At 68.9% G+C, this 22241-nt stretch carries 21 protein-coding genes; 7 read left to right on the top strand and 14 right to left on the bottom strand.

Going from position 1 to position 22241, the window contains the following annotated elements:
* Positions 1 to 16 precede the first annotated feature (16 nt).
* The 4 genes from AC1C2T_RS01185 to AC1C2T_RS01170 are packed head-to-tail and all read right to left on the bottom strand — an operon-like array spanning position 17 to position 4816.
* Positions 17 to 721 carry an ABC transporter ATP-binding protein gene (locus AC1C2T_RS01185; protein WP_495383945.1) on the bottom strand — a complete coding sequence of 235 codons (705 nt, stop codon included), beginning with the start codon at positions 719 to 721 and terminating at the stop codon, positions 17 to 19.
* A complete protein-coding gene (locus AC1C2T_RS01180) occupies positions 718 to 2742 on the bottom strand; it encodes a branched-chain amino acid ABC transporter ATP-binding protein/permease (RefSeq protein WP_495383944.1) in 2025 nt (674 codons plus the stop codon). Before AC1C2T_RS01180 ends, AC1C2T_RS01185 begins: the two co-directional genes overlap by 4 nt.
* A gap of 1 nt (position 2743) precedes the next feature.
* Positions 2744 to 3589 carry a branched-chain amino acid ABC transporter permease gene (locus tag AC1C2T_RS01175; protein WP_495363282.1) on the bottom strand — a complete coding sequence of 282 codons (846 nt, stop codon included), beginning with the start codon at positions 3587 to 3589 and terminating at the stop codon, positions 2744 to 2746.
* Positions 3590 to 3625: 36 nt separating this feature from the next.
* Positions 3626 to 4816 carry an ABC transporter substrate-binding protein gene (locus AC1C2T_RS01170; protein WP_495383943.1) on the bottom strand — a complete coding sequence of 397 codons (1191 nt, stop codon included), beginning with the start codon at positions 4814 to 4816 and terminating at the stop codon, positions 3626 to 3628.
* A 251-nt stretch (positions 4817 to 5067) separates the two neighbouring features.
* Between AC1C2T_RS01170 and AC1C2T_RS01165 the strand changes: the two genes are divergently transcribed.
* Positions 5068 to 5919 (top strand): sulfurtransferase, encoded by an 852-nt coding sequence (locus AC1C2T_RS01165; RefSeq protein ID WP_495363178.1) that lies wholly within the window; start codon positions 5068 to 5070, stop codon positions 5917 to 5919.
* A gap of 196 nt (positions 5920 to 6115) precedes the next feature.
* Here AC1C2T_RS01165 and AC1C2T_RS01160 read toward each other — a convergent pair whose 3' ends face one another.
* The 3 genes from AC1C2T_RS01160 to AC1C2T_RS01150 form a co-directional block, all read right to left on the bottom strand.
* Positions 6116 to 6904, bottom strand: a complete 789-nt coding sequence (locus AC1C2T_RS01160; protein WP_495383942.1) for a MerR family transcriptional regulator — start codon at positions 6902 to 6904, stop codon at positions 6116 to 6118.
* 4 nt (positions 6905 to 6908) lie between these two features.
* On the bottom strand, positions 6909 to 7730 hold the full coding sequence (locus AC1C2T_RS01155; protein WP_495383941.1) for an alpha/beta fold hydrolase: 822 nt from the start codon (positions 7728 to 7730) through the stop codon (positions 6909 to 6911).
* A 157-nt stretch (positions 7731 to 7887) separates the two neighbouring features.
* Positions 7888 to 8703, bottom strand: coding sequence for a class I SAM-dependent methyltransferase (locus AC1C2T_RS01150; protein ID WP_495383940.1), 816 nt, complete (start codon positions 8701 to 8703; stop codon positions 7888 to 7890).
* 164 nt (positions 8704 to 8867) lie between these two features.
* Between AC1C2T_RS01150 and AC1C2T_RS01145 the strand changes: the two genes are divergently transcribed.
* Complete coding sequence (locus AC1C2T_RS01145; RefSeq protein ID WP_495383939.1) at positions 8868 to 9824, top strand: FKBP-type peptidyl-prolyl cis-trans isomerase; 957 nt, start codon at positions 8868 to 8870, stop codon at positions 9822 to 9824.
* A gap of 77 nt (positions 9825 to 9901) precedes the next feature.
* On the opposite strand, the gene AC1C2T_RS01140 is transcribed toward AC1C2T_RS01145, so the two are convergent.
* The 4 genes from AC1C2T_RS01140 to AC1C2T_RS01125 all read right to left on the bottom strand — a co-directional run bounded on the left by AC1C2T_RS01140 (position 9902) and on the right by AC1C2T_RS01125 (position 13313).
* Positions 9902 to 10831: an energy-coupling factor transporter transmembrane component T gene (locus AC1C2T_RS01140; RefSeq protein WP_495383938.1), complete on the bottom strand. Its 930-nt coding sequence runs from the start codon at positions 10829 to 10831 to the stop codon at positions 9902 to 9904.
* Positions 10828 to 12672 (bottom strand): ABC transporter ATP-binding protein, encoded by a 1845-nt coding sequence (locus AC1C2T_RS01135; RefSeq protein WP_495383937.1) that lies wholly within the window; start codon positions 12670 to 12672, stop codon positions 10828 to 10830. The genes AC1C2T_RS01140 and AC1C2T_RS01135 overlap by 4 nt, the downstream gene beginning before the upstream one ends.
* Positions 12673 to 12741: 69 nt before the next feature.
* A complete protein-coding gene (locus AC1C2T_RS01130) occupies positions 12742 to 13119 on the bottom strand; it encodes a type II toxin-antitoxin system death-on-curing family toxin (RefSeq protein ID WP_495383936.1) in 378 nt (125 codons plus the stop codon).
* Positions 13116 to 13313, bottom strand: a complete 198-nt coding sequence (locus AC1C2T_RS01125; protein WP_495383935.1) for a hypothetical protein — start codon at positions 13311 to 13313, stop codon at positions 13116 to 13118. The genes AC1C2T_RS01130 and AC1C2T_RS01125 overlap by 4 nt, the downstream gene beginning before the upstream one ends.
* 156 nt (positions 13314 to 13469) lie before the next feature.
* Between AC1C2T_RS01125 and AC1C2T_RS01120 the strand changes: the two genes are divergently transcribed.
* Entirely contained in the window at positions 13470 to 13886 is a 417-nt protein-coding gene (locus tag AC1C2T_RS01120) for a transferase (RefSeq protein ID WP_495363186.1), read from the top strand.
* A gap of 469 nt (positions 13887 to 14355) precedes the next feature.
* Here AC1C2T_RS01120 and AC1C2T_RS01115 read toward each other — a convergent pair whose 3' ends face one another.
* Positions 14356 to 16722 (bottom strand): arylsulfatase, encoded by a 2367-nt coding sequence (locus AC1C2T_RS01115; protein ID WP_495383934.1) that lies wholly within the window; start codon positions 16720 to 16722, stop codon positions 14356 to 14358.
* Between the two features lie 204 nt (positions 16723 to 16926).
* Between AC1C2T_RS01115 and AC1C2T_RS01110 the strand changes: the two genes are divergently transcribed.
* The 3 genes from AC1C2T_RS01110 to AC1C2T_RS01100 all read left to right on the top strand — a co-directional run bounded on the left by AC1C2T_RS01110 (position 16927) and on the right by AC1C2T_RS01100 (position 17878).
* Positions 16927 to 17385 (top strand): DUF6325 family protein, encoded by a 459-nt coding sequence (locus AC1C2T_RS01110; RefSeq protein WP_495363188.1) that lies wholly within the window; start codon positions 16927 to 16929, stop codon positions 17383 to 17385.
* A 1-nt stretch (position 17386) separates the two neighbouring features.
* On the top strand, positions 17387 to 17548 hold the full coding sequence (locus tag AC1C2T_RS01105; RefSeq protein WP_495363189.1) for a hypothetical protein: 162 nt from the start codon (positions 17387 to 17389) through the stop codon (positions 17546 to 17548).
* 111 nt (positions 17549 to 17659) lie between these two features.
* Entirely contained in the window at positions 17660 to 17878 is a 219-nt protein-coding gene (locus tag AC1C2T_RS01100) for a DUF8691 family protein (RefSeq protein ID WP_495363190.1), read from the top strand.
* Here the strand turns inward: AC1C2T_RS01100 and AC1C2T_RS01095 are convergent.
* The gene (locus tag AC1C2T_RS01095) at positions 17850 to 20492 is read right to left on the bottom strand and encodes a winged helix-turn-helix domain-containing protein (protein ID WP_495383933.1); all 2643 of its coding nucleotides are present in this window, start codon (positions 20490 to 20492) and stop codon (positions 17850 to 17852) included. The genes AC1C2T_RS01100 and AC1C2T_RS01095 overlap by 29 nt on opposite strands.
* A 202-nt stretch (positions 20493 to 20694) precedes the next feature.
* Between AC1C2T_RS01095 and AC1C2T_RS01090 the strand changes: the two genes are divergently transcribed.
* Entirely contained in the window at positions 20695 to 20934 is a 240-nt protein-coding gene (locus tag AC1C2T_RS01090; RefSeq protein ID WP_495363192.1) for a PLDc N-terminal domain-containing protein, read from the top strand.
* 100 nt (positions 20935 to 21034) lie between these two features.
* On the opposite strand, the gene AC1C2T_RS01085 is transcribed toward AC1C2T_RS01090, so the two are convergent.
* Entirely contained in the window at positions 21035 to 22087 is a 1053-nt protein-coding gene (locus AC1C2T_RS01085) for an LLM class flavin-dependent oxidoreductase (RefSeq protein ID WP_495383932.1), read from the bottom strand.
* Positions 22088 to 22241 lie beyond the last annotated feature (154 nt).

The raw sequence follows: 22241 nt of genomic DNA, 5'->3' as shown, positions 1-22241 counted from the left end.
TGCCCTGAGCCGGTGGTCAGGCCGCCGCACCCCCGAGGTACGCGTTGCGCACCTCGGGCAGCTCGACGAGCTCGGCAGGCGTGCCCTCGAGCACGACCCGGCCGCGTTGCATGACGACCGCACGGTCGGCGATGCCGAATGAGGCGCGCACGTTCTGCTCGACGAGGAGCACGGCCATGCCCCGGCCGCGCAGCTCGGTGAGTACCTTCATGATCTCGGCGACGACCTTCGGGGCGAGCCCGATCGAGGGCTCGTCGAGCAGAATCGCCTTGGGTGAAGCCATGAGGCCGCGGCCGATCGCCACCATCTGCTGCTCGCCGCCCGAGAGCGTGCCTGCCGCCTGGCCGAGGCGCGGCTGCAGCCGAGGGAAGAGCTCGACCACGGCAGCGAGGTCGCCCTTGCCGCCGCGGCTCCACGCGCCGAGCATGAGGTTGTCGCGCACCGAGAGCGACGGGAAGCACAACCGGTTCTCGGGCACATGGGTGAGCCCGAGCGCCGCCATCTTCTCCGTCGGCCGCCCGATGAGGTTCACCCCGTCGAGGGTGACGGTTCCGGCGGTCGGCTTGATGAGGCCGTTGAGCGCGCGCAGCAGGGTCGTCTTGCCCGCTCCGTTCGAGCCGACGACCGTCACGATCTCGCCCGGCGCGACCGCGAGGCTCACATCGTGCAGGATCGCGAGCTTTCCGTAGCCAGCATCGAGGCTAGCGACTTCGAGGGTCATGAATGCTCCTCCAGCTCTTTCAGCTCGGCCTCGGCCTCTTCGGCATCGGTGCCGAGGTAGGCGACGATGACCGCGGGGTCGTTGCGCACGGACTCTGGGTCGCCGTGCGCGATGAGCACGCCGTCGTCGAGCACCGCGACCGAGTCGGCGAGGGCCATGACCTGCGCCACATCGTGCTCGACGAGCACGATCGTGAGACCCGCGTCGCGGAGCGCCCGCAGCAGCGTCGCGAGCAGTTCGCGTTCGCTGCCCGAGAGTCCGGCCATGGGCTCGTCGAGCAGCAGCAACGCGGGCTCGGCGGCGAGCGCCCGGCACACCTCCATCATGCGCTGGCGGCCGAAGGGAAGGTCGCCCGCGGCGAGGCCTGCGACATCGCCGAGCCGCATCGAATCGAGGATGTCGCGTGCGATCTCCTCGTGCGCGTACTGCTCACGGCCCTGCAGGCCGAGCATGCCGCGGAGGATGCCTGCGCGACCCTTGCGGTACCGGCCCATGTAGACGTTGCCGACGACATCGGTCGACGAGAACACCTGCAGGTTCTGGAACGTGCGGGTGAGGCCGGCTTCGGCGCCGACGTGCGGCTTCTTGCCCTGCACCTCCTGGCCGAGGAAGCGCACGGTGCCCGAAGTCGGGGTGATCGCGCCCGTGATCATGTTGAAGCACGTCGTCTTGCCGGCGCCGTTCGGGCCGATGAGGCCCATGATGCGGCCGGCGGGCACGGTGAAGCTCACATCGTCGACGGCGACCACGCCGCCGTAGCGCTTCGTGAGCCCCGTGACCTCGAGGATCGTCTCGCCGACCGCCACCGGCGTCGAGACGGCCGGTATGCGAGGGGCGGATGCCGCGGCATCCCTCGCCTCGTCGAGACCAGCGGCACCAGCGGCACCAGTGGCACCTGACGCCGACTCGCCCGGCAGCCCGCCGAACGCGCGCGTCGGCACGTCGCCCGCGCCCGCGTCGGCGGCGCCGTCTGGCACCGGCCGCGCCGCGGCATCCGCTCGCTTCGCATTCCGCCCGCGAATCGCCGCCCACGCGGTCTTCACGACCTGGTAGAGCCCGCCCGGCAACAGGATGATCACGAGGATCAGCACGAGGCCGTAGCCGATGAGCTGCACCTCGCCCGTCGCGCCCGGGATGATCGCGGGGATGAGGTCGCGCAAGCCCTCGGAGAGGAACTCGACGATGAACGCACCGGCGATCGCGCCCCACACGGAGCCGAGGCCGCCGATGACGACCATCAGCAGCAGCTCGACCGAGACGTGGAACTCCGCGACCTGCGGCGAGACGATCTGCACCTGATAGGCGTAGAACACGCCGCCGAGCCCTGCGAAGCCCGCCGAGAGGGTGAAGACCTTCACGCGCAGGGCGTAGGTGTTCACGCCGAGCGACTCGGCCGCGAGCTCGGAGTCGTTGACCGATGAGAGCGCCCGGCCTGCCCGCGAGCGGGTGAGGTTCAGCGCGAGCACGAGGCCGATGAGCACGAACGGCGCGACGAACCAGAAGAACAGGCCGTTGTTGTCGATCGGGATGCCGAAGATCTCGGGTCGCCCGTAGCCGTAGATGCCCGTCGTGCGGCCGGTGAAGTCCCACTCGCGCACGGCGATCATGACGATGAAGCCGAGGCCGAGTGTCGCGAGGGCGAGGTAGTGGCCGCGCAGGCGCAGCATCGGCAAGCCGACGAGGAGCGCCGCGAGCATCGCCGCGACGACGCCGCCCACCGCGGCGACGAGGCCGGGCAGCTCGAACTTCTGCAACAGGATCGCGTGCGTGTACGCGCCGATCGCGAAGAACGCGGCCTGGCCGAGCGACACCTGGCCGGCGAGGCCCATGAGCAGCGACAGGCCGATCGCGGGCAGCGCGAAGATCATCGAGAAGACGGCGATGTTCATCATCGACGAGTTCGCCGTGAACGGCACGATGGCGATGATCACGGCGAACGCTGCGACGCCGATGATCGTGCCGCGGTTGTTGGGCCAGAATCCGGTCTTCGACCGGAGGGCGGCCTTGTTCAGGTAGGACATCTCAGACCCTCACGGCGTTCGGGCGCAGCACGAGGCCAGCCGGTCGGATGATGAGCACGATGATGAGGATGAAGAACGCGACGGCGTCCTTCCATCCGGATGCCACGTAGCCGGCGACGTACGACTCGATGATGCCGAGCAGCAGCGCGCCGACGATCGCCGCACGGAACGAGACGAGCCCGCCGAGCACCGCCGCCACGAACCCCTTGAGGCCGAGCAGCAGGCCGCCCGACCAGATCGAGAGGTAGATCGGCGAGCTGACGACTCCCGCCGTCGCGCCCACGAACCCGGCGATCGCGAAGGCGATGACGGATGCCACGGCCGGCGAGATACCGACGATGCGTGCTGCAACCGGCTGCTCTGCGCTCGCGCGCAGCGCCTTGCCCCAGCGGGTCTTCTCGTAGAAGAGCAGCACGCCGCCGCCGACGACGATGAGTGCACCGAGCATCCAGAGCTCCTGCGAGCGGATGCTGACACCGCCGAGGTCGAGGTCGCTGCCGGGGAAGGCAGGCAGACGTCGACCCTCTGCTCCCCAGATGAGGAGCATGATCGCCTGCAGCAACGTCGAGACGCCGAGGGTCAGGATGATCGAGACGAGCGTCGTGAGGTTCTTCACCCGTGAGATCACGAGGCGTTCGATGAGCACTGATGCGAGGGTCACCGAGACGAGCGCGATGAGGATGGCGACGGGCAGCGGCAGGCCGGCCGTGACGAGCGAGATGCTGCCAAGACCGGCCAGCGTCGCGTAGTCGCCCTGGGCGATGTTCACGACGTGCCGCACCGTGTAGGTGGCGATGAGGCCGACGGCGAGCAGGGCGTACACAGATCCCTGTGAAAGCCCTGCCACCGTCAGCTGGAGGAAATCGATCAAAACGAGTGCTGCCTACTCTTCGTAGAGGGTCCAGCGGCCGCCCTCGGCGAGCGCCATGATGAGCGCGTCGGCGGTGAGGCCGGAGTGGTTCTCGGGGGTCATCGTGAAGACGCCTGAGATGCCCACGAGGTCGGTGGTCGACTCGATCGCGTCGCGGAGGGCCTCAGGGTCCGTGCCTGCGGCCTCGATCGCCGCCGTGCCGACGAGCCAGGCGTCGTATGCGTGGCCGGCGAAGCTCGAGGGCGAGCTGCCGAAGGCCTCGGTGTAGTTCGCGATGAACTGGTCGATGACCTCTTTCTGCGGGTCGTCGGCGGCGAGCTGGTCGGCGACGAGCAGACGGCCCATGGGGGCGATGACGCCCTCGGCTGCGGGCCCGGCGGCCTCGAAGAACGCGTCGTTGGCGACACCGTGCGACTGGTAGACCGGCTTGTTCACGCCGAGCTGCACGTAGGCGGCCTGGGCGAGGCCGGCCGACGGCGTGATGCCCCAGATGATGACCGCGTCGGTGTCGGCGCTGCGGATGTTCGTCATCTGCGCGGTGAAGTCGGTCGCGCTGGGCTCGAACGACTCGGTCGCGGTGAGGGTGATGCCGCGCTCCTCGCCGAGTTCGGTGATGATCTCGGAGATGCCCTCGCCGAAGCCGGTGGCGTCGCGTGCGAGGGCGACCTTCGTGTAGCCCTTCTCCTGGGCGTCGTCGAGGATGCGTTCGAGTACGACGAGGTCGTTCTGGGCGGTCTTGAAGACCCACTCGGAACCGTCGACGATCGAGGCGTTCGCAGCGACCGAGATGGTCGGCACCTGGGCGGCCTCGACGAGCGGGCGCATTGCGAGGGACGGGCCGGTGCGCGAGGAACCGATGATGAGGTCGACGTCGTCGTTCTCGATGAGCTGCGACGTGGCCTTGGCCGCGCCGTCTTCGGTGGACTGATTGTCCTTGATGATCAGCTCGACCTCGCGGCCGTTGATGCCGCCGTCTTCGTTGAGCTGCTCGGCGAGCATGTTGAGCGTGTTCTGCTCGGGCACGCCGAGGTTCGCGCCGACACCCGTGATATCGAGCACGGCGCCGATCTTGATGGGGCCGTCTTCCGAGGCACCCTCGTCGCTGCCGCCGCCGAAGTTCGAGCTCGAGCAACCGGTGAAAGCGAGGGCGATGGATGCCGCGACCGCGGCGGGTACGAGTAGGCGGCGTTGCACACGGTGCATGGGTGAACTCTCCTTTGAGCCCTGACGGGTTCTCTTCGCTGAGTGGGGGTGATGATTCATGACCGACCATTCGGTCACTATTTCGACTCCCTCGAAGATACGGTGCGTGACGAGGCATCCGCAAGCCGCCGTTATGCAACGGAGACACGGATGTTGCGCGCAGAACGTCCGTTTACGGGTTGAGGCAGTCGAAACCCTCCCGGGTCGAGGTTTCGACAGGCTCAACCCGCAGAAGAGGGTTGGATGGAGGAATGCTGATTCTCATCGACGCCGAAGCGCTCGCTCGACGACTCTCCGACGGAGCGCGAACGGTCGTGCTCGACGTGCGCTGGACCCTCGCGCAGCCCGACGGCTCGGAGGCGTACCGCGCGGGGCACGTTCCGGGCGCCGTGTACGTCGATCTCGATCACGAGCTCGCTGATCACGCGGTGACGGGGGAGGGGCGGCATCCGCTGCCCTCCGAAGCGGCGTTCACCGCCGCGATGCGTCGCTGGGGCTTGCGCGACGGTGACACCGTCGTGGTCATGGACGACGTCGGCAACCAGTCCTCCGCACGGGCATGGTGGCTGCTGCGGCACGCCCGTGTCCACGATGTGCGCATGCTCGACGGTGGTCTCGCCGCATGGCGGGCCGCGGGGCATCCGCTCGAGACCGGCGACGTCACCCCCGAGCCCGGCGACGCGACCGCGCACTTCGGCTCGATGCCGGTGATCGACATCGACGCGGCCGCGGCATTCCCGGCCGAAGGCGTGCTGCTCGACGCACGAGCCGCACCTCGGTACCGCGGGGAGGTCGAACCGATCGACCCCCGTGCCGGGCACATCGCGGGCGCCCACTCCGCGCCGAGCGGCGACAACCTCGATGCCGACGGTCGGTTCCTGTCGCCCGAGGCGCTGCGCGAACGCTTCGCTGCAGTCGGTGCGACCGTCGGCACCCCCGTCGCCGCCTACTGCGGGTCGGGGGTGACCGCTGCGCACGAGGTCGCGGCGCTCGCCATCGCGGGCATCGGGGCGGCGCTCTACCCGGGCTCGTGGAGCCAATGGTCGAACGACGACTCACGCGCGGTCGCGGTCGGCTCCGACCCCGTTCCGTCGGTCGAGTAGGGAGCGCAGCGAGACCTGTGCGGGGTCTCGATACGCGTCCTCCTCCGTCGGGCGCTACTCGACCGGCATTTTGGGGGTGCGGGGTCTCGCGATACGCGTCCTCCTCCGTCGGGCGCTACTCGACCGGCATTTTGGGGGTGCGGGGTCTCGATACGCGTCCTCCTTCGTCGGGCGCTACTCGACCGGCGATCGAGCGTCAGACCTCGGGTCGCTCGTGCGGCACGGGGACTCCTGCGGCGCGGAGCCTGGACTCGGTGAGCGCGGTCAACCGGGCGGAGATCGGCGCCTGGCCTTCGCCGTGGTTGTTGATCAGCGTGTACTTGGCGGAGGCGTCGATCCAGGCCCGCATGATGCCGGGATCCCCCAGCAGGGCGGGGTTGGCGAGGTAGTGGTCGGCTGTGGCGGTCGCGAGTTCCTCGATGCGCGGGTCATCCGGTTCCCAGTTTTCGGCCTCCCAACTGCGCTTGGTCAGCTCGACGTACCCGGGGTCGTCGAGCCGCAGCTCGATCTGGGTCAGGAAGCCGTCGAAGCCGCCCGGCAACAGCGCCCGGGCGAGCACGAGGCCCTCGCGTTGGCCGATCACGTAGTCGAGGCTGAAGTCGAGAGCGCGCATCCGGTCGAGCACCGCGCACGCGCGGTCGGGCAGCAACGCGCGGTCGCCGTCGGCGAGCCGGTGCAGCGTGTCGCGACGCGCGATCAGGTCCGTGATCCGATCGGTCAGCCGTCGTTCGACGTCGGCGAGTGCGGCGGCGAACTGCTCGGTGCCGGCATCGAGCATGGTCCCGATCTCGGCCAGCGGGACGCCGGCGGTGGCCAAGGTTCGAACCTGGACCAGCCGCAGCAGCTCGTCCGATCCGTAGCGCCGGTACCCGGAGTTGTCGCGTCGTGGTTCGTCGACCAGACCGAGCCGGTGGTAGTGCCGTACGGTCTTCACCGTGATGCCGGCGAATTCCGCCGCCTGCCCGATCGTGAGTCCGCCGATCATGCCCTCAACGACCGCTCCGCTCGAGGGCGGCGACCTCGCGCACGACCGTGGCGACGGCCGGGGAGTCCTTGCGCAGGATGCTCCCGTGGTTGCCGGCGACCTTCGCGCTGATCTTCAGGTTCGAGTTGCGGGCCAGCACGGGGTCGATGGCCTTGCGCATCTGCTCCTGCAGGTCGTCGCGGCTGCCCACGGCCTCACCGGACGCGACGACGTACCGGACCGGCACGGTCATACCGTCGAGGATCGGTTCGAGGGCGGCGTGGAGCAGGTGGGACTCGATGGCGAGTTCCGCATGCATCTCGGCGGAGAACCGCGCCGCCAGGCCCATCGGACGAACCAGCGGCATCATGGGCTTCATGCGCCGGAACACCTTCCGGATCTCGTCGTGGCCGGCCTCGTCGGTCCAGCCGACCGGGTACGGGCCGTCGACCCCCACCACGCCCAGGGAGCGGTCCGGGTTCCGGCTGGCCCAGTGCACTCCCAGCAGGGCTCCGTAGGACCAGCCCACCAGGAGTGCCCGGTCCACGCCCCTCGCCGCGAGGACGGCGTCGATGTCTCGCATGCAGGCCTCGAACGAGTAGTCGGCCGCGAGCTTCGATTTTCCGCGGGCGCGTTCGTCGAACGTGATGTGCCGCATGGCCGGTCCGAGATCGGCGATGACGCGCCCCCAGTGCCGCTTCGAGGCGTACGCGCCGTTCAGGTACAGCACGGGGATACCGGGACCGCCCGTGTCAGTGACGGCCAAAGCCGTGTCATCGACCGACACCATGCCAGTCCAAGTCGTGTTGGCCGATTTCTTCGAATTGGTGGAGTTTGTTTTGCTCATGACGTCAGCGTGCACCATGACCTTGGGTCAAGGTCAAGCGTCGCTCTTTCGTTCGCTCCGGAGCTCGATCGCCATGATCGTGTTCGACCATTCCATGTACTTCAGGCCGGAGACGTGCTGGGTGGGACGCCTGCCCCGAGTACGGAGCACGACCCCGTCAGGGCGCACGCCGACCGACGGCGATGAGGGTCGTCAGGTCGATCGAGGCCACGTCGCGCTCTTCGAGCGAGCTCAGGAAGCGCTCCCGCACACCCGCGGTCGCCTTCTCGTCGAGTCCGTCGAGCATGAAGCGAAGCGGGGTGCCGAGCACGAGCGTCCATGAGAGCTCGGGAGTGAGGTCGAGGTGCCGCTGCACCGTCTCGGCGCGCACCCCCGCGAGCCCGAGCCCGGTGAGCCATTGCGCGAGACTTCCCGCGGTGTCGATCGAGTCGAGCCCAGCCGCGCGCGGGCCGTCGTCATCGAGCTCGGCGCCCCCATCGGGCACGGCCGCCGCGAGCAGCTCCGGCACAGGCTCGAATGCGCCCCGGGCCCAGACCGTGATCGCGACCCGGCCGCCGGGCCGGGCGCGCTCGATCAGGTGACGGGCGCCGGCATCGGGATCGGGGAAGAAGAAGACGCCCAGCACGCACTGCACGAGGTCGTACCCCGCGGGCTCCCAACTCGTGACGTCGGCGACGTGGAAGCGCAGCTGCGGCATCCGCTCGCCTGCTCGTTCTCGTGCGACCTCGACGAGCGGTTCGGCGAGCTCGACCGCATCGACCACCCCGCCGACGCCCACGAGCTCTGCCGTCGGCAACGCGGCTGCCCCGTCGCCCGAGCATGCGTCGAGCACGAGTTCGTCGAACCGCGGCCGCGCCCGCGCCACCGCCGCGGTCGAGATCGGATTCCAGAGCGCGTCATCGAGCTCGATGAACGACGCGGCCCCAGCCGCGAATCCTCCAGCGAGATCAGGTTCCCCCAACTTGTCCCCCATTCACCCATTCTGGCCCTGATCGGCCCAGAACGAGCGGATTCCGGTGGTTCGCCGTGGGATCCCGACTCCCGACTCAGGCAACAGGGAGCACGAACTCAGGCAATCGAAAGCAGAACCGTGCAGACTGGGAGCACACAGCTGACGATCGAATCGAGACTTCCTCCATGAACCGTGCCCTGCGCCGCGCCGCGCCCATCGCGCTCGCCTCCGTGGCAGCCCTGCTCCTCGCCGGTTGCGCCGGCGGCTCCCAGCCCGAGGCATCCGAAACGCCCACCGCCGCCGAGTGCATGGACGTCAAGTCGGGTTCGCTCAGCGACGGTGTCACCGTCGAGGGCGAGTTCGCCGCGTCACCGACCGCCACATTCACCACGCCGCTCGAGGCCGAAGAACTCGAGCGCACCGTTGTCATCGATGGCGACGGCGACAAGACCGCTGCCGGTGACCCGATGAACGTCGTCGTCACCGCCTTCTCGGGCACGAGCGGCGAGTCGCTGTTCTCGCAGCCCACCACGATCACCGTCGGCGACGAGAGCGTGTTCGAGTCGTTCCTCGCCGGCATCGACTGCGTGCCCGTCGGCTCGCGCACCGTGACCGTCGCGCCCGCGTCGACGCTCTACGGCGACACCGGCAACGAGACCATCGGCGTCGCCGCCGGCGAGACCGTCGTCATCGTCATCGACGTTGTCGAGGTGCAGGAGCCGCTGAAGCCCGCCGAGTGGACCGAGAACGTGCCGGAGGTCAAGTTCGGCGCCGAAGGCGAAGCGCCCACGGTGACCCTGCCCGGCACCCCGCCGTCGACCGAGCTCGAGCTGAAGGTGCTCGAAGAGGGCGACGGCGCCGAGGTGCAGGCCGGTGACAGCGTCACCGTGCAGTACCAGGGCACCAGCTGGGACACCGGCGAGATCTTCGACCAGAGCTACGGCGGCGACCCCGCGACGTTCACAACCGACGGCGTCATCCAGGGCTTCGGCGCGGCGCTCGTGGGCCAGAAGGTCGGCACGAAGCTCATCGTGACGATTCCGCCGGAGTACGCCTACGGCACGGATGCCGAAGCGCACGAGCTCGGCGGCCAGACCCTCGTGTTCCTCGTCGAGATCGAAGACACCGCGGCGGCCCAGTAGCACGCTGCTCGATGGGCCGGACGGCGTGCCGTCCGGCCCATCGTCGTTCCCGGTACGGGTGTGCGGGATGCGCGCGCTCAGCGGCCCCACGTCAGCGCAGCGATGGCCGCGCTCACGACGAGGAAGCACGCCACGAACACCGTGTCGCGCACGCGCCACGGCGAGAGGTGCCGCTCGGTGCGAGCGGGGTGCGCGCCGAAGGCGCGGGCGTCCATCGCGAGGGCGACTCGCTCGGCATGGCGGATCGCGGAGGCGAGCAACGGCACGATGTAGCCGAGTGCACGTCGCACGGCCGCGCCCGGCCCGCGCCCGACATCCGTGCCTCGAACGCGATGAGCGGCCCGGATGATCTCGAGCTCGTGCCCGAAGCGGGGCACGAATCGCAGTGCGGCCAGCGCCGTGTAGCCGATGCGGTACGGCACCCTGAGGTTCGCCACCATCGCGCGAACGAACTCGGGCCCGGTCGAGGTGACGCCGGCGATGAGCGACAGCAGCAGGATCGCGAGGATGCGCAGCCCCGTCGCAAGCCCGACGAGGTAGGCGGCGAGAGTGAAGTCCCAGTCGCCGATCGAGACGAGGGTGATGGATGCCTCCGGCTCGCCGGCCACGCTCGACGGGTCGATCCACACGCCGAACGTCACGCCGAGCACCGCAGCGGCCACGGGGGTGCCGACGAGGAGCGCGGCGACCGCGCGCCCCGGCAGCCTGGCCCCGATGAGCAGCATCGCCATCGTGAATGCGACGAACGCGAGCGGCACGGTGATGCCGCGACTGAACACGACGAACACCATCACGGGCAGCGGCGCCGCGAGCTTGGCCAACGGGTTCAGGGCGTAGAGGAAGTGCGCGGGGTGTTGGGCGCGATGCTCGGCGAACGGATCGAGGGTCGTCGGGTCGGGCACAGCCAGGTCGGGCGCCGCGGATGCTCCGGTACCGGCGAGGCGCTCACGGTCGTGCCCGGCCGCGCCGAGCGAGGCCTCGGCGCCGCGCGCGTCGGACGTGCTCACGAGTTCGCCTTCGAAGTGACCGGCAGCTGCGACATCCGCACCACCGAATGCCAGGCAGGGTGCCGCTTGAGACCGCGAGTAGCGCGGGCGAGCGGCGGGTGACGCAGTCCGGCCTGTTCGATGAGCGGCCCCGCGAGCACCTCGGCGGCCGGGCCCACGCCGAGGAGGCGCCCTTCGGCCATGACCGCGATGTGACTCGCATGGTCGGCAACGAGCTGCAGGTCGTGAGTGACGACGAGCACGGTTGCCCCGTCGTCGTTCAGGGTGCGCAGCAGGTCGAGGAGCTCGGCGGCGCGTGCACGATCCTGTCCGAATGTGGGTTCGTCGAGGGCGAGCACGGGGGCGCCGGCGATCAGGGCAGTGCCGACCGAGAGGCGGCGTTTCTGCCCCCCGGAGAGGAGGAAGGGGTGGCGGTCGCGCAGGGCTTCGAGCCCGAAGCGGCTGAGCATCGCGTCGACGCCGCGTTCGATGTCGGCGGTGCTCGCGCCCTGTTGGTGCAGGCCGTGTGCGAGCTCTTCGGCGACCGTCGGGGCGATGAACTGGTGCTCGGGGTTCTGGAACACGAAGCCGATGCGGCGGGCGCGTTCGCGGGTGTCGCAGCGGGCCGGGTCGACGCCCAGCACCTCGACCGTGCCGTGCGGTGCGGGGATCACGCCCGCGAGCGCCTGCAGCAGCGTGGTCTTACCGGCGCCGTTCGTGCCGACGATCGCGAGGAAGTCCCCGGTCACCACCTCGAGGTCGACGTCGTCGACGACGATCGGACCTCGTCGCCCGCCGCGTCGCACAGAGAGGGCGCGGGCGCGGATCGCGACGCCGGTTCCCTGATCCGCACTCGTTCCCTGAGCCTGTCGAAGGGACCCCCCGCGCTCACCGTCCCTTCCCTTCGACGGGATCAGGGAGCCGTCCGACGGGCTCAGGGGGCTCGACTGGCTCAGGGGGCGGAACTCTGGCCGGGGCGTCGACTCGCCGAGCGGGGCAGGCAGGGCGGGTTGCGCGTCGAGGGCCGCCGCGAGCTCGGCCGGGGTGAGGGGGAGCGGGTCGAGTACGACCCCGGCGTCGCGCAGGCGCATCGCCGCGAGCGTCGATACCGGCAGCCAGACGCCGAGGGCGGCGAGCTCATCCGCCCGTTCGCGAAGGGTCGCACGCGCGGGCCCGTCGATCACGAGCCGCCCATCGGCGTCGAGCACGATCACCCGGTCGACGATGTCGACGGCCGAGTCGAGGTTGTGTTCGACGAGCACGACAGCATGCTCGCGCTCGCTCGCGAGTTCGCGCAGCACCGCATAGACCTCGTCGATGCCGGCCGGGTCGAGGTTCGCCGTCGGTTCGTCGAGCACGAGCACGGGCGCCGCCATCGCCAGCGCGCAGGCGATCGCGAGACGTTGCCGACCGCCGCCCGAGAGCACGTCGGGGTTCTCGGCGCGACGATCCCAGAGGCCGACGAGCTTCAGTGCGCGCTCGGCACGCTGGCGCACTTCGGATGCCTCGACGAGCTGGTTCTCGGGCGCGAAGCACACCTCGTCGAGCACGGTGGCGGTGACGATCTGCGCGTCGGGATCCTGGAAGACCATGGCGACGTGCGCACTCAGCACGCCGACGGGATGCTCGCGGGTGTCGAGCCCCGCGACGAGCACTGTGCCGTCGAGAGCTGCGGGCACCGCGTGCGGTACGAGCCCGTCGAGGGCCAGGGTGAGCGTCGACTTGCCGCAGCCGCTCGGACCGAGGATCAGCACAACCTCGCCGCGCGCGACATCGAACGACACGTCGACCGGGGTGGGGAACTCCGCGCCCGCATGCAGGATGCTCACATGATCGAGCTCGAGAAGCGGTGCAGAGGGCATGGCTGGGCCTGGGCGAGGTGGTGGTCGGCGGACGGCCCGCGACGCGGCATCCGTAGTGCTTAGGACAGCCTAATCTTTGGAACCTGCGATCGGATGTGCGTTCCGTTCGAGCCATTCCGTCACCGCTACCAACGATTCGCTGCCGGCGGCGGCACGCCGGATGAACGGGTCCGCGTCGCCCGATGGGCTCAGGTCGTACCCGTTGAGGTCGTAGAAGACGAGCGTCACCGCCCATGACAGGCGCTTGTTCCCATCGAGCAGCGGATGGTTCCGATTGATGCCGACCATCAAGACCGCGGCCTTCAGGTGCAGGCCTTCGTAGACCTCTTCGCCGAATACCGGCAGCGGGCCCGCCAAGGCTGACAGGAAGAGCGAGCGGTCTCGGAAATGCAGGCCTCTTCGGGCGAGCCACTCCTCGATATCGAGGGGATCGACGTATTCGGTCACTTCGAGAGAGCTTCGAGCAGAGCCGCGTCGCGGATCTCCATGCGGTCGAGGGCGGCGCGCGTGCGCTCGCTCTTCGACAGTCGCTCGGCCCGATCGCGGATCGCGAGGATCGCAACCTCATTCATCGAGCGGTGCTCCTTCGCTGCCAGGGCGCGCAGCAGCGCGCTGTCGGCCTCGTCGATGCGCAGATTCATCGCCATGACTGCTTGCCTTCCGGTCGGTTGGTACCACTTTGATACTACGCGGATCTCCCCGAGCGCACCAGCTCGCGCGGTGCGGGAATTCCCCGGTCAGCTGCAGTGTTGTACCAGTGTTCGGGTGTGGAATCACCACCCCGGAAGGAGGAGAACGTGGGCATCAGTTATGTCGAGTTCGAGGACGAAGCCGGGATCACGCGTCGCTATCGCAAGCACGTGAACGGCCGGGGCCTCGTTGCCACGACCGCCAAGGTCGATCCGACTGCGTTCGTCGACCCGACGGCCTACGTCGACCCGGGCGCCGAAGTGCAGCGCGGAGCTCAGATCGGCCCGGGCGGCTGGATCGAGGGTGACGCGATCGTCGCCGAACGCGCCGTCGTGGGTGTGAACGCCCATGTCGGGCGCCGCGCCGTCGTCGGCCGCAACGCCGTGCTCGGCGCGTACGCGAGCATCGGCATCGACGCGCGGGTGCAGAACGGCGCCCGAGTTCCGCGCGAGGTCACCGTCGAAGCGGGCGACGAGTACCGCGCCTCGAGCGACGACCTGCGCCGCCTCGGCCTCGCGGCCTGACCGTGCGGGTTGAACCTGGTCTCGACCGGCTCGACCGGCAGCACCCTGCGGGTTGAGCTTGTCGAAACCGCGCCCGACCGGCAGCACCCTGCGAGTTGAACCTGGTCTCGACGGGCTCGACCGGCAGCACCCTGCGGGTTGAGCTTGGTCTCGACCGGCAGCACCCTGCGGGTTGAGCTTGTCGAAACCGCGCCCGACCGGCAACACCCTGCGGGTTGAACCTGGTCTCGACGAGCTCGACCGACAGAACCGTGCGGGTTGAGCTTGGTCTCGACCGGCAGCACCTTGCGGGTTGAGCTTGCCGAAACCGGGCTCGACCGGCAGCACCTTGCGGGTTGAGCTTGTCGAAACCGCGCTCGACGGGCAGAACCTTGCGGGTTGAGCTTGTCGAAACCGCGCCCGACCGGCAGAACCTTGCGGGTTGAGCTTGTCGAAACCGCGCGCGTCGAACCCGCAGGGCCAGTCGGGGCTACTGGCGCGCCATCGCGATGCGCATGCGCTCCTCGGGGTCGATGAAGTGGTCGTGGTCATCGTCCCCGGCGTCGATCTGCACCCAGTTGATCTTGCCCGTGAAGCGACTGGACTCCGGCGTGTAATCGGGACTGACGGTGGTGCCCGACTCGTATCCGACATCCGTGGTCTCGTCGGCCGAGAAGATCATCGGCTGCGTGGTCTCGACTCGCCCGCTGCCGACGGCATCGCCGTCGTAGTAGAGGGTCACTGCTCCGCCTTTCGCGAGACCGCCGCCGTCGTAGGCGAACTCCATGCGCACCTGGTGCGTGCCGGCCGGAATCGGCTTCTCGGCCGTGGTTGCGAACGACTGGATGCCGAGCACGTTGTAGACGAACTTCGCCGCGCCCTCTGACGCGTAGAGGGTCCACCCGCCGAAGCGGCCGCCCTGGGCGATGATCACGCCGTTCGCCCCGCCCTCGGGCGCCTCGACCTCGGCCGTCACCGAGAACGACTTGTTCTTGATGCTGACCACGCTGTTCTCCGATAGGCGCCCCATGCCCGGGTAGAGCAGCTGGCTGTTGCCGCGGATCAGCGTCGGGCGACCCGCCAACTCGGGGTTGAGTCGTTCGCCCGTGCGGTCGTCCATCGGCAGGACGTCGTACTTCGTCGCCTCGATCAGCCAGAGCCGCTGGAGGTGCGCCAGCCGCTCGGGCTGCTCCTGGGCGAGGTCGCGTGCCTGGCTGTAGTCGGAGGAGCCGTCGTAGAGTTCCCAGACGTCGTCGTCGAAGGCGTGGGCGTCGGGATCGACGAGGAGCCATGGAGTCTTGTGCTTCGTGACGGCGCTCCATCCCCGGTGGTACACGCCGCGGTTGCCGAACATCTCGAAGTACTGCAGCTCGTGGCGTTCGGCGGCGCCGGAGTCGTTGAACGAGTAGAGCATGCTCGTGCCCTCCATGGGCGACTGCAGCACGCCGTTCACCATCGTCGGCTCCGGCAGGCCGGCGGCCTCGAGGATCGTGGGGGCGACATCGATCACATGGCTGAACTGGCTCCGCAGCCCGCCCTGCTCGGCGATGCCCTTCGGCCAGTGCACGATGGTGCCGTTGCGGGTGCCGCCCCAGTGCGAGGCGACCTGCTTCGTCCACTGGAACGGCGTGTCCATCGCCCAGGCCCAGCCGACGGAGTAGTGGTTGTACGAGCTCGGCGTGCCGAACTCGTCCATCTTGGACCGCATGAACTCGGGCGTCTCGATCGCTGCCATGCCGTTGAAGTTCGCCATCTCGTTGAAGGCACCGTTCATGGTTCCCTCAGCGGATGCCCCGTTGTCGCCGATGATGTAGTAGATCAGCGTGTTCTCGAGCACTCCGAGGTCGTCGATCGCGTCGATGACGCGGCCCACATGGTGGTCGGTGTGCTCGAGGAATCCGGCATAGACCTCCATCTGCCGTTCGAGCACGGGCTTCAGGTCGTCGGGCATGTCGTCCCACGCCGTGATCAGCGGGTTGCGCGGCGTGAGCTCCGCGTCTTGGGGAATCACACCGAGCTCTTTCTGGCGTGCGAAGGTCTTCTCCCGTTGCACATCCCATCCCTCGGCGAACTTCCCTTTGTACTTGTCGGCCCAGTCCTGCGGCACGTGGTGCGGTGCGTGCGTCGCCCCTGGGGCGAAGTAGACGAAGAACGGCTTGTCGGGCATGAGCGCCTTCTGCGTGCGGATCCAGCTGACCGCGTGATCGGCGAGATCTTCGGTCAGGTGGTAGCCCTCTTCGGCCGTCGCCGGCGGCTCGACGGGGGTCGTGCCGTTGTACAGGGCAGGTTCCCACTGGTTGTTCTCACCGCCGATGAACCCGTAGAACGTCTCGAACCCGCCGCCGCCCGACGGCCACGCATCGAACGGGCCCATCGGTGAGGACTGCCACACCGGCACCTCGTGGCACTTGCCGAATTGGGCGGTCGAGTACCCGTTGAGTTTCAAGGTCATCGCTACCGGGGCCTTCGTGTTCGGTTTCAGTGAGCTGTTGCCGGGTGCCGACGTCGCGGTCTCGGTGATGCTGCCCATGCCGACCGAATGGTGGTTGCGGCCGCTCAGCATCGCCGCCCGCGTGGGCGCGCACAGGGCCGTGGTGTGGAAGCGGTTGTACTTCAGCCCGCCGGCCGCGAGCTTCTCGGCGTTCGGCGTGCTGCACGGGCCGCCGAACGCGCTCGACGCCCCGAAGCCCACATCGTCGACCAGCACGATCAGCACGTTGGGCGCGCCCTCGGGTGGCAACAGCGGTTCGATGGGCGGATACGCCGTGTCCGGATCCTTCGCGTCGTAGGTCGTCAGGCCCGGCGCCGGGCGATCCGGGATCGGCAGCATGCTGCGTGAGTGGCGGTCGAGACTCATGACGTTCCCCCAAGTCGTTGGTGCGCGGCATCCGTGCGCTCGGCACCGCGGTCGTCGCAGTGACGACGCGATCACCGTACCGAAACCGGCGCGACGCCGAATCATCCTGTTCGGGTGATGCGTCGGTGCCCGTTCGCGACGACCCTGAGGCTGGCATGCGGCGCTTGCGCTGCTGGCGGCACAGCCACGAACCGGAGGAATGAAATGACTGAACAGGCGCTGGACGACCTCGGACCGGTCGACTTCCTCGTGATCGAGTTCCCGGCAGGGCAAGCGAACTTCACGGGCGAGATCGCGGAGGAGCTCGTGCGGCTCGTCGACGCCGGCACGATCCGCCTCATCGACGCGATCGTGCTCACCAAAGACGAGAACGGGTCGATCGAGGCCACGGAACTCGCCGACCTCGGCGACCTCGGCCCGCTCGTCGACCTCGAAAGCGAACTCGCCGAGTTGCTCGCCGCCGACGACGTCGAGCAACTCGCCAACGCGATGGAGCCCGGCAGCGTCGCCGGCGTGCTCGTGTACGAGAACCTCTGGGCGGCGCCGTTCGCCGCGGCGGCTCGGCGTGCCGGTGGACAGCTGATCGCGAACGGCCGTATCCCGATCCAAGCGATCATCGCGTCACTCGATGCCGATGACGCACTCGAGAAGAGCGGAGCATGACATGCCATTGAGAGCTGCACGAATCGGACGGGTCGGCGTGGTCGGCGCACCCGTCGCCAGGGCCGCCGTCGTCGGGGCGGCGATCCGCCCTGGGCCGGCCCCGGTTGCGAAGGCCGCCGTGGTCGGTGCTGCATTGACGCCCGGGCGCCGCCGGCGCATCTAGTACAGGCTCGCGTCGTCTGGGGTTCGCGACGCGGGGGTCGCGTCGACGGGGGATCGGCGTCGACGCGACACCGAATGTGTGAGTCGTCGTCACAACGATCGGGGGGAGATCATGAGCGCCGAGACGTTCGAGATCCTCGTTCGAGGCGAGGTCGGCGCGATGATCACCGACGAGCTCGAGGGATTCGAGGTCGTCGCGAGCGGCTCGGGTTCGACCCGCTTGCGCGGGCAGGTGCCCGATCAGGCGCGGCTCCTCGGAGTGCTCGACCTGCTTCGTGGCTTCAACGTCGAGATCGAGTCGGTCATGCACGTACCGGCTCGGCCGGCGTGAGCGGCCCGAGTGGCGTGAGCAACCCGAGTCCGCGGGCTTCTGCGATCGCCGCGCTCCGCCCCGAGACCCCGAGCTTTCGATAGATGTGCGCCAGGTGCGTCTTGAGGGTGTTGATCGACACGAAGCACGCGCGCGCCAGTTCTGCTGTGGTCGAGTAGCCGGGCAGGTACGCGAGGATCTCGAGTTCACGTTCGGTCAGCGGTTCGGTCAGGCCGGCGTTCGCGTTCGGGGGCTCGAGCTCGTCTCGCCGGCGCACGATCGCGGCGGCCAGGCCGCCATGTGTCGGCGCGAGTTCGGCGACCAGGTCGAGTACGACGGGGCCCGATTCGAGGAAGACCTCGATGAGCCCTTCGGGTTCGGCACGATCCAGCGCGGTGTCCACGAGGTCGAGGGCGCCGCGATGGCCGCCATCGAGTTCCGTGATCCAGGCGAGCAGCAGGGAATGTCGGATGTCGCCGAGCGGTCGTGCTCCGGTGAAGACGTGGCCCGTGTCGGAGAGCATCCGCTCGGCCGCATCGCGTTCGCCGACGGTCAGGAGCGCGGCGATGGTCTCGAACGCGATCGCGGGCGTCGCCGGAGACGTCGCTCCGTGCACACGCAGGCACTCACGGGCCTGACCGGTGCGGCGCAACGCCATCATCTGCACCGCGACGAGCTGATCGAGGATGACGGGTGCGGGCCCCGGCCCGGCGTCGAGCATCGAATGCTCGGCCCGCTCGAGGGCTTCGGTGAACCGCCCGGCGGCCGCCGCGAGGCGGGCGTGCAGGGCGCGCGAGAGCCACATCAGTTGTGCACGATGGTTCGCCTCCGCGCGGACGGTGCCGTCCCGGAGGGGTGTTGCCGCGGCATCCGGATCACTGCGCCCGAGCGCGACCATCGCCTCGGCGAGGGAGACGTCCGCGATCACCGGGTGGGTGAGGAGGCCCGCCGTGGTCGCGATCTCGAGTGCCTCGGCCACCAGGAGACCGGCGTGGACGGTTCGCCCGCACCACGCATGGACGACCGCGAGTGAACCGAGCAACCCGACCCGGAACGGCGGGTAGAAGCTCCCGTCGGTCTCCAGCGCCCGCAGCAGCCAGCGCTCCGCATCGGCGAGGTTGCCTGCGAAGAAGAGCGATCGGCCCCCGGATCCGACGGCAAGCGTGCGCAGGAGCCGGGGACTCGTGAGGTGCATCAGATCGGGAACGGGCGTACCCGCGTCGGCATCGAGCAGGGCGATCGCCTGCTCTGCTGCGCGGAGCGACTCAGCGGGGCGGGGGTTCCACTGGGTGGTCGCCGAGATCCACGCGTGGGCGACCATGCGCTGGCCGACCGTGGCGCGCGGGTCGTTCGCCACGGCGCTCATGGTGTCGACCGCACGCACCGCATCGCCCTGCATGCCGACGAGGATGCCGAGTTCGAGTGCGACATCGAGCCGCTCGGCCCGAGCTTCCTCTGGGACGGTGGTGATCCAGCGGATGACCGTGCGCATCTCGCCGCGCTCGAACACATCGCTTCCGCGCGCCATGATGGCGTCGAGGGCAGCGTTCCACTGCCGCGCTCGCAGCAGGTACTCGATCGCCGGTGTGAGTTCCCCGCGCTGAGCATGAAACTCTGCGGCGCGACGCAGCAGTCGAGACTCCTCCTCTGCGTCATCGGCGCGAAGTCGAGAGCGGAGCAGGTCGCGGAAGAGGTGATGGAATCGGAACCGCTCACGGTGGGCGTCGAGCGCGACGAGGAAGACGGATTCGTGTTCGAGACGCTCGAGCAGCCGTTGCCCGTCAGCGCGTTCGAGGAGATGGTCGATGAGTTCGGCGGTCATCGTGTCGAGCGGGGACATCCGCAACAGCAGCTCGCGGTCGGCCTCGGGAAGCGCGTCGAGCACCTCCTCGGTGAGGTACTCAGCGATCAGCCGATCGGTGCCGCCGAACTCGGTGACGAAGTCCTCGGGTCGCTCGTGGAAGCGAAGGGTGAGTCCGGCCAGTTGCAGACCGGCGGCCCACCCTTCGGTGCGGGTCATCAACACCTCGAGCATCACCGGTGGGATGTCGCGACGGGTGACCTTGGCGAGGAGCTCAGCCGATTCCGGGCCCGTCATCGCGAGATCGGACTGCCTGATCTCGAGCAGCCGGTTCCTGAGCCGCAGCCGACTCCAGGCGATGGGCGGATCGACGCGTGTCGAGATGACGAAGTGCACGTTCGGCGGAATCGTCGATGCGAGCCTGCCGAGGTCGGCCAGCAGCGTGCCGTTGGAGAGGTGGTGCAGGTCGTCGAGCACGATGACGATCTCGGGGAACGCCTCGAGCTCGGCCGAGAGCGACCGGATCAGCGAGGCACCCAGGCCTCCCGCGTTCAGCGCGGTCTGTCGTGCGAGGTGCATCACCTCGGGGCGGACCTCGGCGAGGGCCGCGAGCAGACGTCGGGCGAACCGCACCGGGTCGTCATCGGCCGCTTCCACGTCGATCCACGCGAAGGCGACGGTCTCGTGCTCGGCGGCCCACTGGCTCAGCAGCACGGTCTTGCCGGCACCGGCCTGGGCGACGACGAGCGTCAGTGGTAGTGACAGTGCACCGGCGAGGCGGTGCTGCAGTGCCGGTCGTTGGACCAGATACTCCGAAGCGAGGTGTTCGACCACTCGTGCCCCCCAAGGACGCGCGCGGCCGTCCCATGGGTCAGTATGCACCGCCCGCGAATTCGTAGCCATGCCTTTCCGACCCCCCGAACGAGGCGCACGAACCAGGGCATCACTCGATCCGGGTGATGTGCGACCGTTCGCGGCAGATTAGCTTCGAGCCACGCGGGCGTGATCGACACACCCACGGGGGAAGGGAACGGCCGTGACTCTCTGGGACTTTCTGAGCTGGTTCTTCTGGTTCTACATCGCTGTGTCGTGCATCGCCATCTTCATCTCGCTGCTCATCGATGTGTTCCGTGACGACACGCTGGGCGGCTGGGCGAAGGCCCTCTGGGTGCTGTTCCTGCTCGCATTGCCGTTCCTCGCCGCCTTCATCTACCTGATCGCGCGCGGCAGCAGCATGTCGGCGCGCCGAGCCAGGGGGCGTGAATACATCGCGTAGTCGGGGGTTTCGGCGAGCTCAACCGGCAGGTTTCGGCGAGATCGGCCGGCAGGTTTCGGCGAGCTCAACCGGCAGTTTCGACGAGCTCAACCGGCAGGGCTCACTTCGTGAGCAGTTCGCCGGCGAGCAACTCGAGCGTCTGCTCGCGTCCGGGGGTCGCATCTGCCGGTTCGGCGTCGTAGGAGCCGCCGATCGGGGCGAGCATGACCTCGTCGATGCCGTGACGGGTGGCGAGGGTTCGCAGCTCGGCGGCGGCGCTCGCCGCGTCCGCGATGATCCAGCGTTGCTCCATCGCGGCGATGATCTCGTCGCCGATCGAGTCGGCGGGGGCGGCGAGCGCCTCCTCGATGGTCTCGAGCGGCCGCATCGGCCGGTTGGTGCGCAGCCTTGCCATCGAGTGCAGCTGCGGCAGCGCCCGTGCCCGCGCCTCTTCGACTGTCGGTGCCACCGACGCGTTCACGGTGAGGAACGTCTCGGGCACCGGGTGCGCCTCGCTCGGCTGGTACTCCGTGCGGTAGAGCTCGAGCGCCCGCTCGAGTCCCTCGCCCGAGAAGTGGTTCGCGAAGACGTAGGGCAGGCCGAGTGAGGCGGCGAGCTTCGCCGAATAGTCGCTCGATCCGAGCAGCCAGAGCGTCGGGACATCCGTCGCCGCCGGAGTCGCGGTGATCGCGTACTCGCGCCCGCTCGTGAGTCGCAGCGAGGCGCCATCTGGCGAGAGCAGCGACATGATGTCGGCGATGTGGTCGGGGAACCGGTCGACGTCGGCCGTCGGGCCCGAGATGCGCAGCAGTTGCGTGATGACGGGGTCGCTGCCGGGCGCGCGTCCGATGCCGAGGTCGATGCGGCCGGGCGCGAACGCCTCGAGCGCCGCGAACTGCTCGGCGACGACGAGCGGGGCGTGGTTGGGGAGCATGACTCCGCCCGAACCGACACGGATGCGCTCGGTCTTCGCCGCGATTGCGGCGATCAGCACGGGCGGCGTCGTCGAGGCGACCGAGGGCATGTTGTGGTGCTCGGCGAACCAGTAGCGGGTGAAGCCGAGCCGGTCGGCCAGCTGCGCCAGGCGTACGGATGCCGCGAGCGCTCCCGTACTCGTCTGGCCGCTGCGTACCGGAATCAGGTCGAGTACTGAGAGGCGGGGTGAAGAAGTCATCACCTTGGGCAACCGGAGTGCAGGGCGCGATATTCCGGGCTTCGCTCCCTGAGCTCAGGGAACGGGGAAGTGCTGACACTGAGCCGATCGGAGGGCTGACCCTGAAGCAGCGCCGCCGGTTTCGATGTTGGATGGGTAACGTCGCGAGCGCCGC

Source organism: Agromyces sp. Y558 (assembly GCF_059445415.1).
The sequence above is the reverse complement of the archived record's forward strand: the minus strand, read 5'-3'. Positions and strand labels throughout refer to the sequence as shown.

What these genes read in the sequence shown, in the direction of transcription:
- AC1C2T_RS01185 (WP_495383945.1), bottom strand. Translation starts at nt 721, where the DNA reads ATGACCCTCGAAGTCGCTAGCCTCGATGCTGGCTACGGAAAGCTCGCG.
- AC1C2T_RS01180 (WP_495383944.1), bottom strand. Translation starts at nt 2,742, where the DNA reads ATGTCCTACCTGAACAAGGCCGCCCTCCGGTCGAAGACCGGATTCTGG.
- AC1C2T_RS01170 (WP_495383943.1), bottom strand. Translation starts at nt 4,816, where the DNA reads ATGCACCGTGTGCAACGCCGCCTACTCGTACCCGCCGCGGTCGCGGCA.
- AC1C2T_RS01165 (WP_495363178.1), top strand. Translation starts at nt 5,068, where the DNA reads ATGCTGATTCTCATCGACGCCGAAGCGCTCGCTCGACGACTCTCCGAC.
- AC1C2T_RS01160 (WP_495383942.1), bottom strand. Translation starts at nt 6,904, where the DNA reads ATGATCGGCGGACTCACGATCGGGCAGGCGGCGGAATTCGCCGGCATC.
- AC1C2T_RS01155 (WP_495383941.1), bottom strand. Translation starts at nt 7,730, where the DNA reads ATGAGCAAAACAAACTCCACCAATTCGAAGAAATCGGCCAACACGACT.
- AC1C2T_RS01150 (WP_495383940.1), bottom strand. Translation starts at nt 8,703, where the DNA reads ATGGGGGACAAGTTGGGGGAACCTGATCTCGCTGGAGGATTCGCGGCT.
- AC1C2T_RS01145 (WP_495383939.1), top strand. Translation starts at nt 8,868, where the DNA reads ATGAACCGTGCCCTGCGCCGCGCCGCGCCCATCGCGCTCGCCTCCGTG.
- AC1C2T_RS01135 (WP_495383937.1), bottom strand. Translation starts at nt 12,672, where the DNA reads ATGCCCTCTGCACCGCTTCTCGAGCTCGATCATGTGAGCATCCTGCAT.
- AC1C2T_RS01125 (WP_495383935.1), bottom strand. Translation starts at nt 13,313, where the DNA reads ATGAATCTGCGCATCGACGAGGCCGACAGCGCGCTGCTGCGCGCCCTG.
- AC1C2T_RS01115 (WP_495383934.1), bottom strand. Translation starts at nt 16,722, where the DNA reads ATGAGTCTCGACCGCCACTCACGCAGCATGCTGCCGATCCCGGATCGC.
- AC1C2T_RS01110 (WP_495363188.1), top strand. Translation starts at nt 16,927, where the DNA reads ATGACTGAACAGGCGCTGGACGACCTCGGACCGGTCGACTTCCTCGTG.
- AC1C2T_RS01105 (WP_495363189.1), top strand. Translation starts at nt 17,387, where the DNA reads ATGCCATTGAGAGCTGCACGAATCGGACGGGTCGGCGTGGTCGGCGCA.
- AC1C2T_RS01100 (WP_495363190.1), top strand. Translation starts at nt 17,660, where the DNA reads ATGAGCGCCGAGACGTTCGAGATCCTCGTTCGAGGCGAGGTCGGCGCG.
- AC1C2T_RS01085 (WP_495383932.1), bottom strand. Translation starts at nt 22,087, where the DNA reads ATGACTTCTTCACCCCGCCTCTCAGTACTCGACCTGATTCCGGTACGC.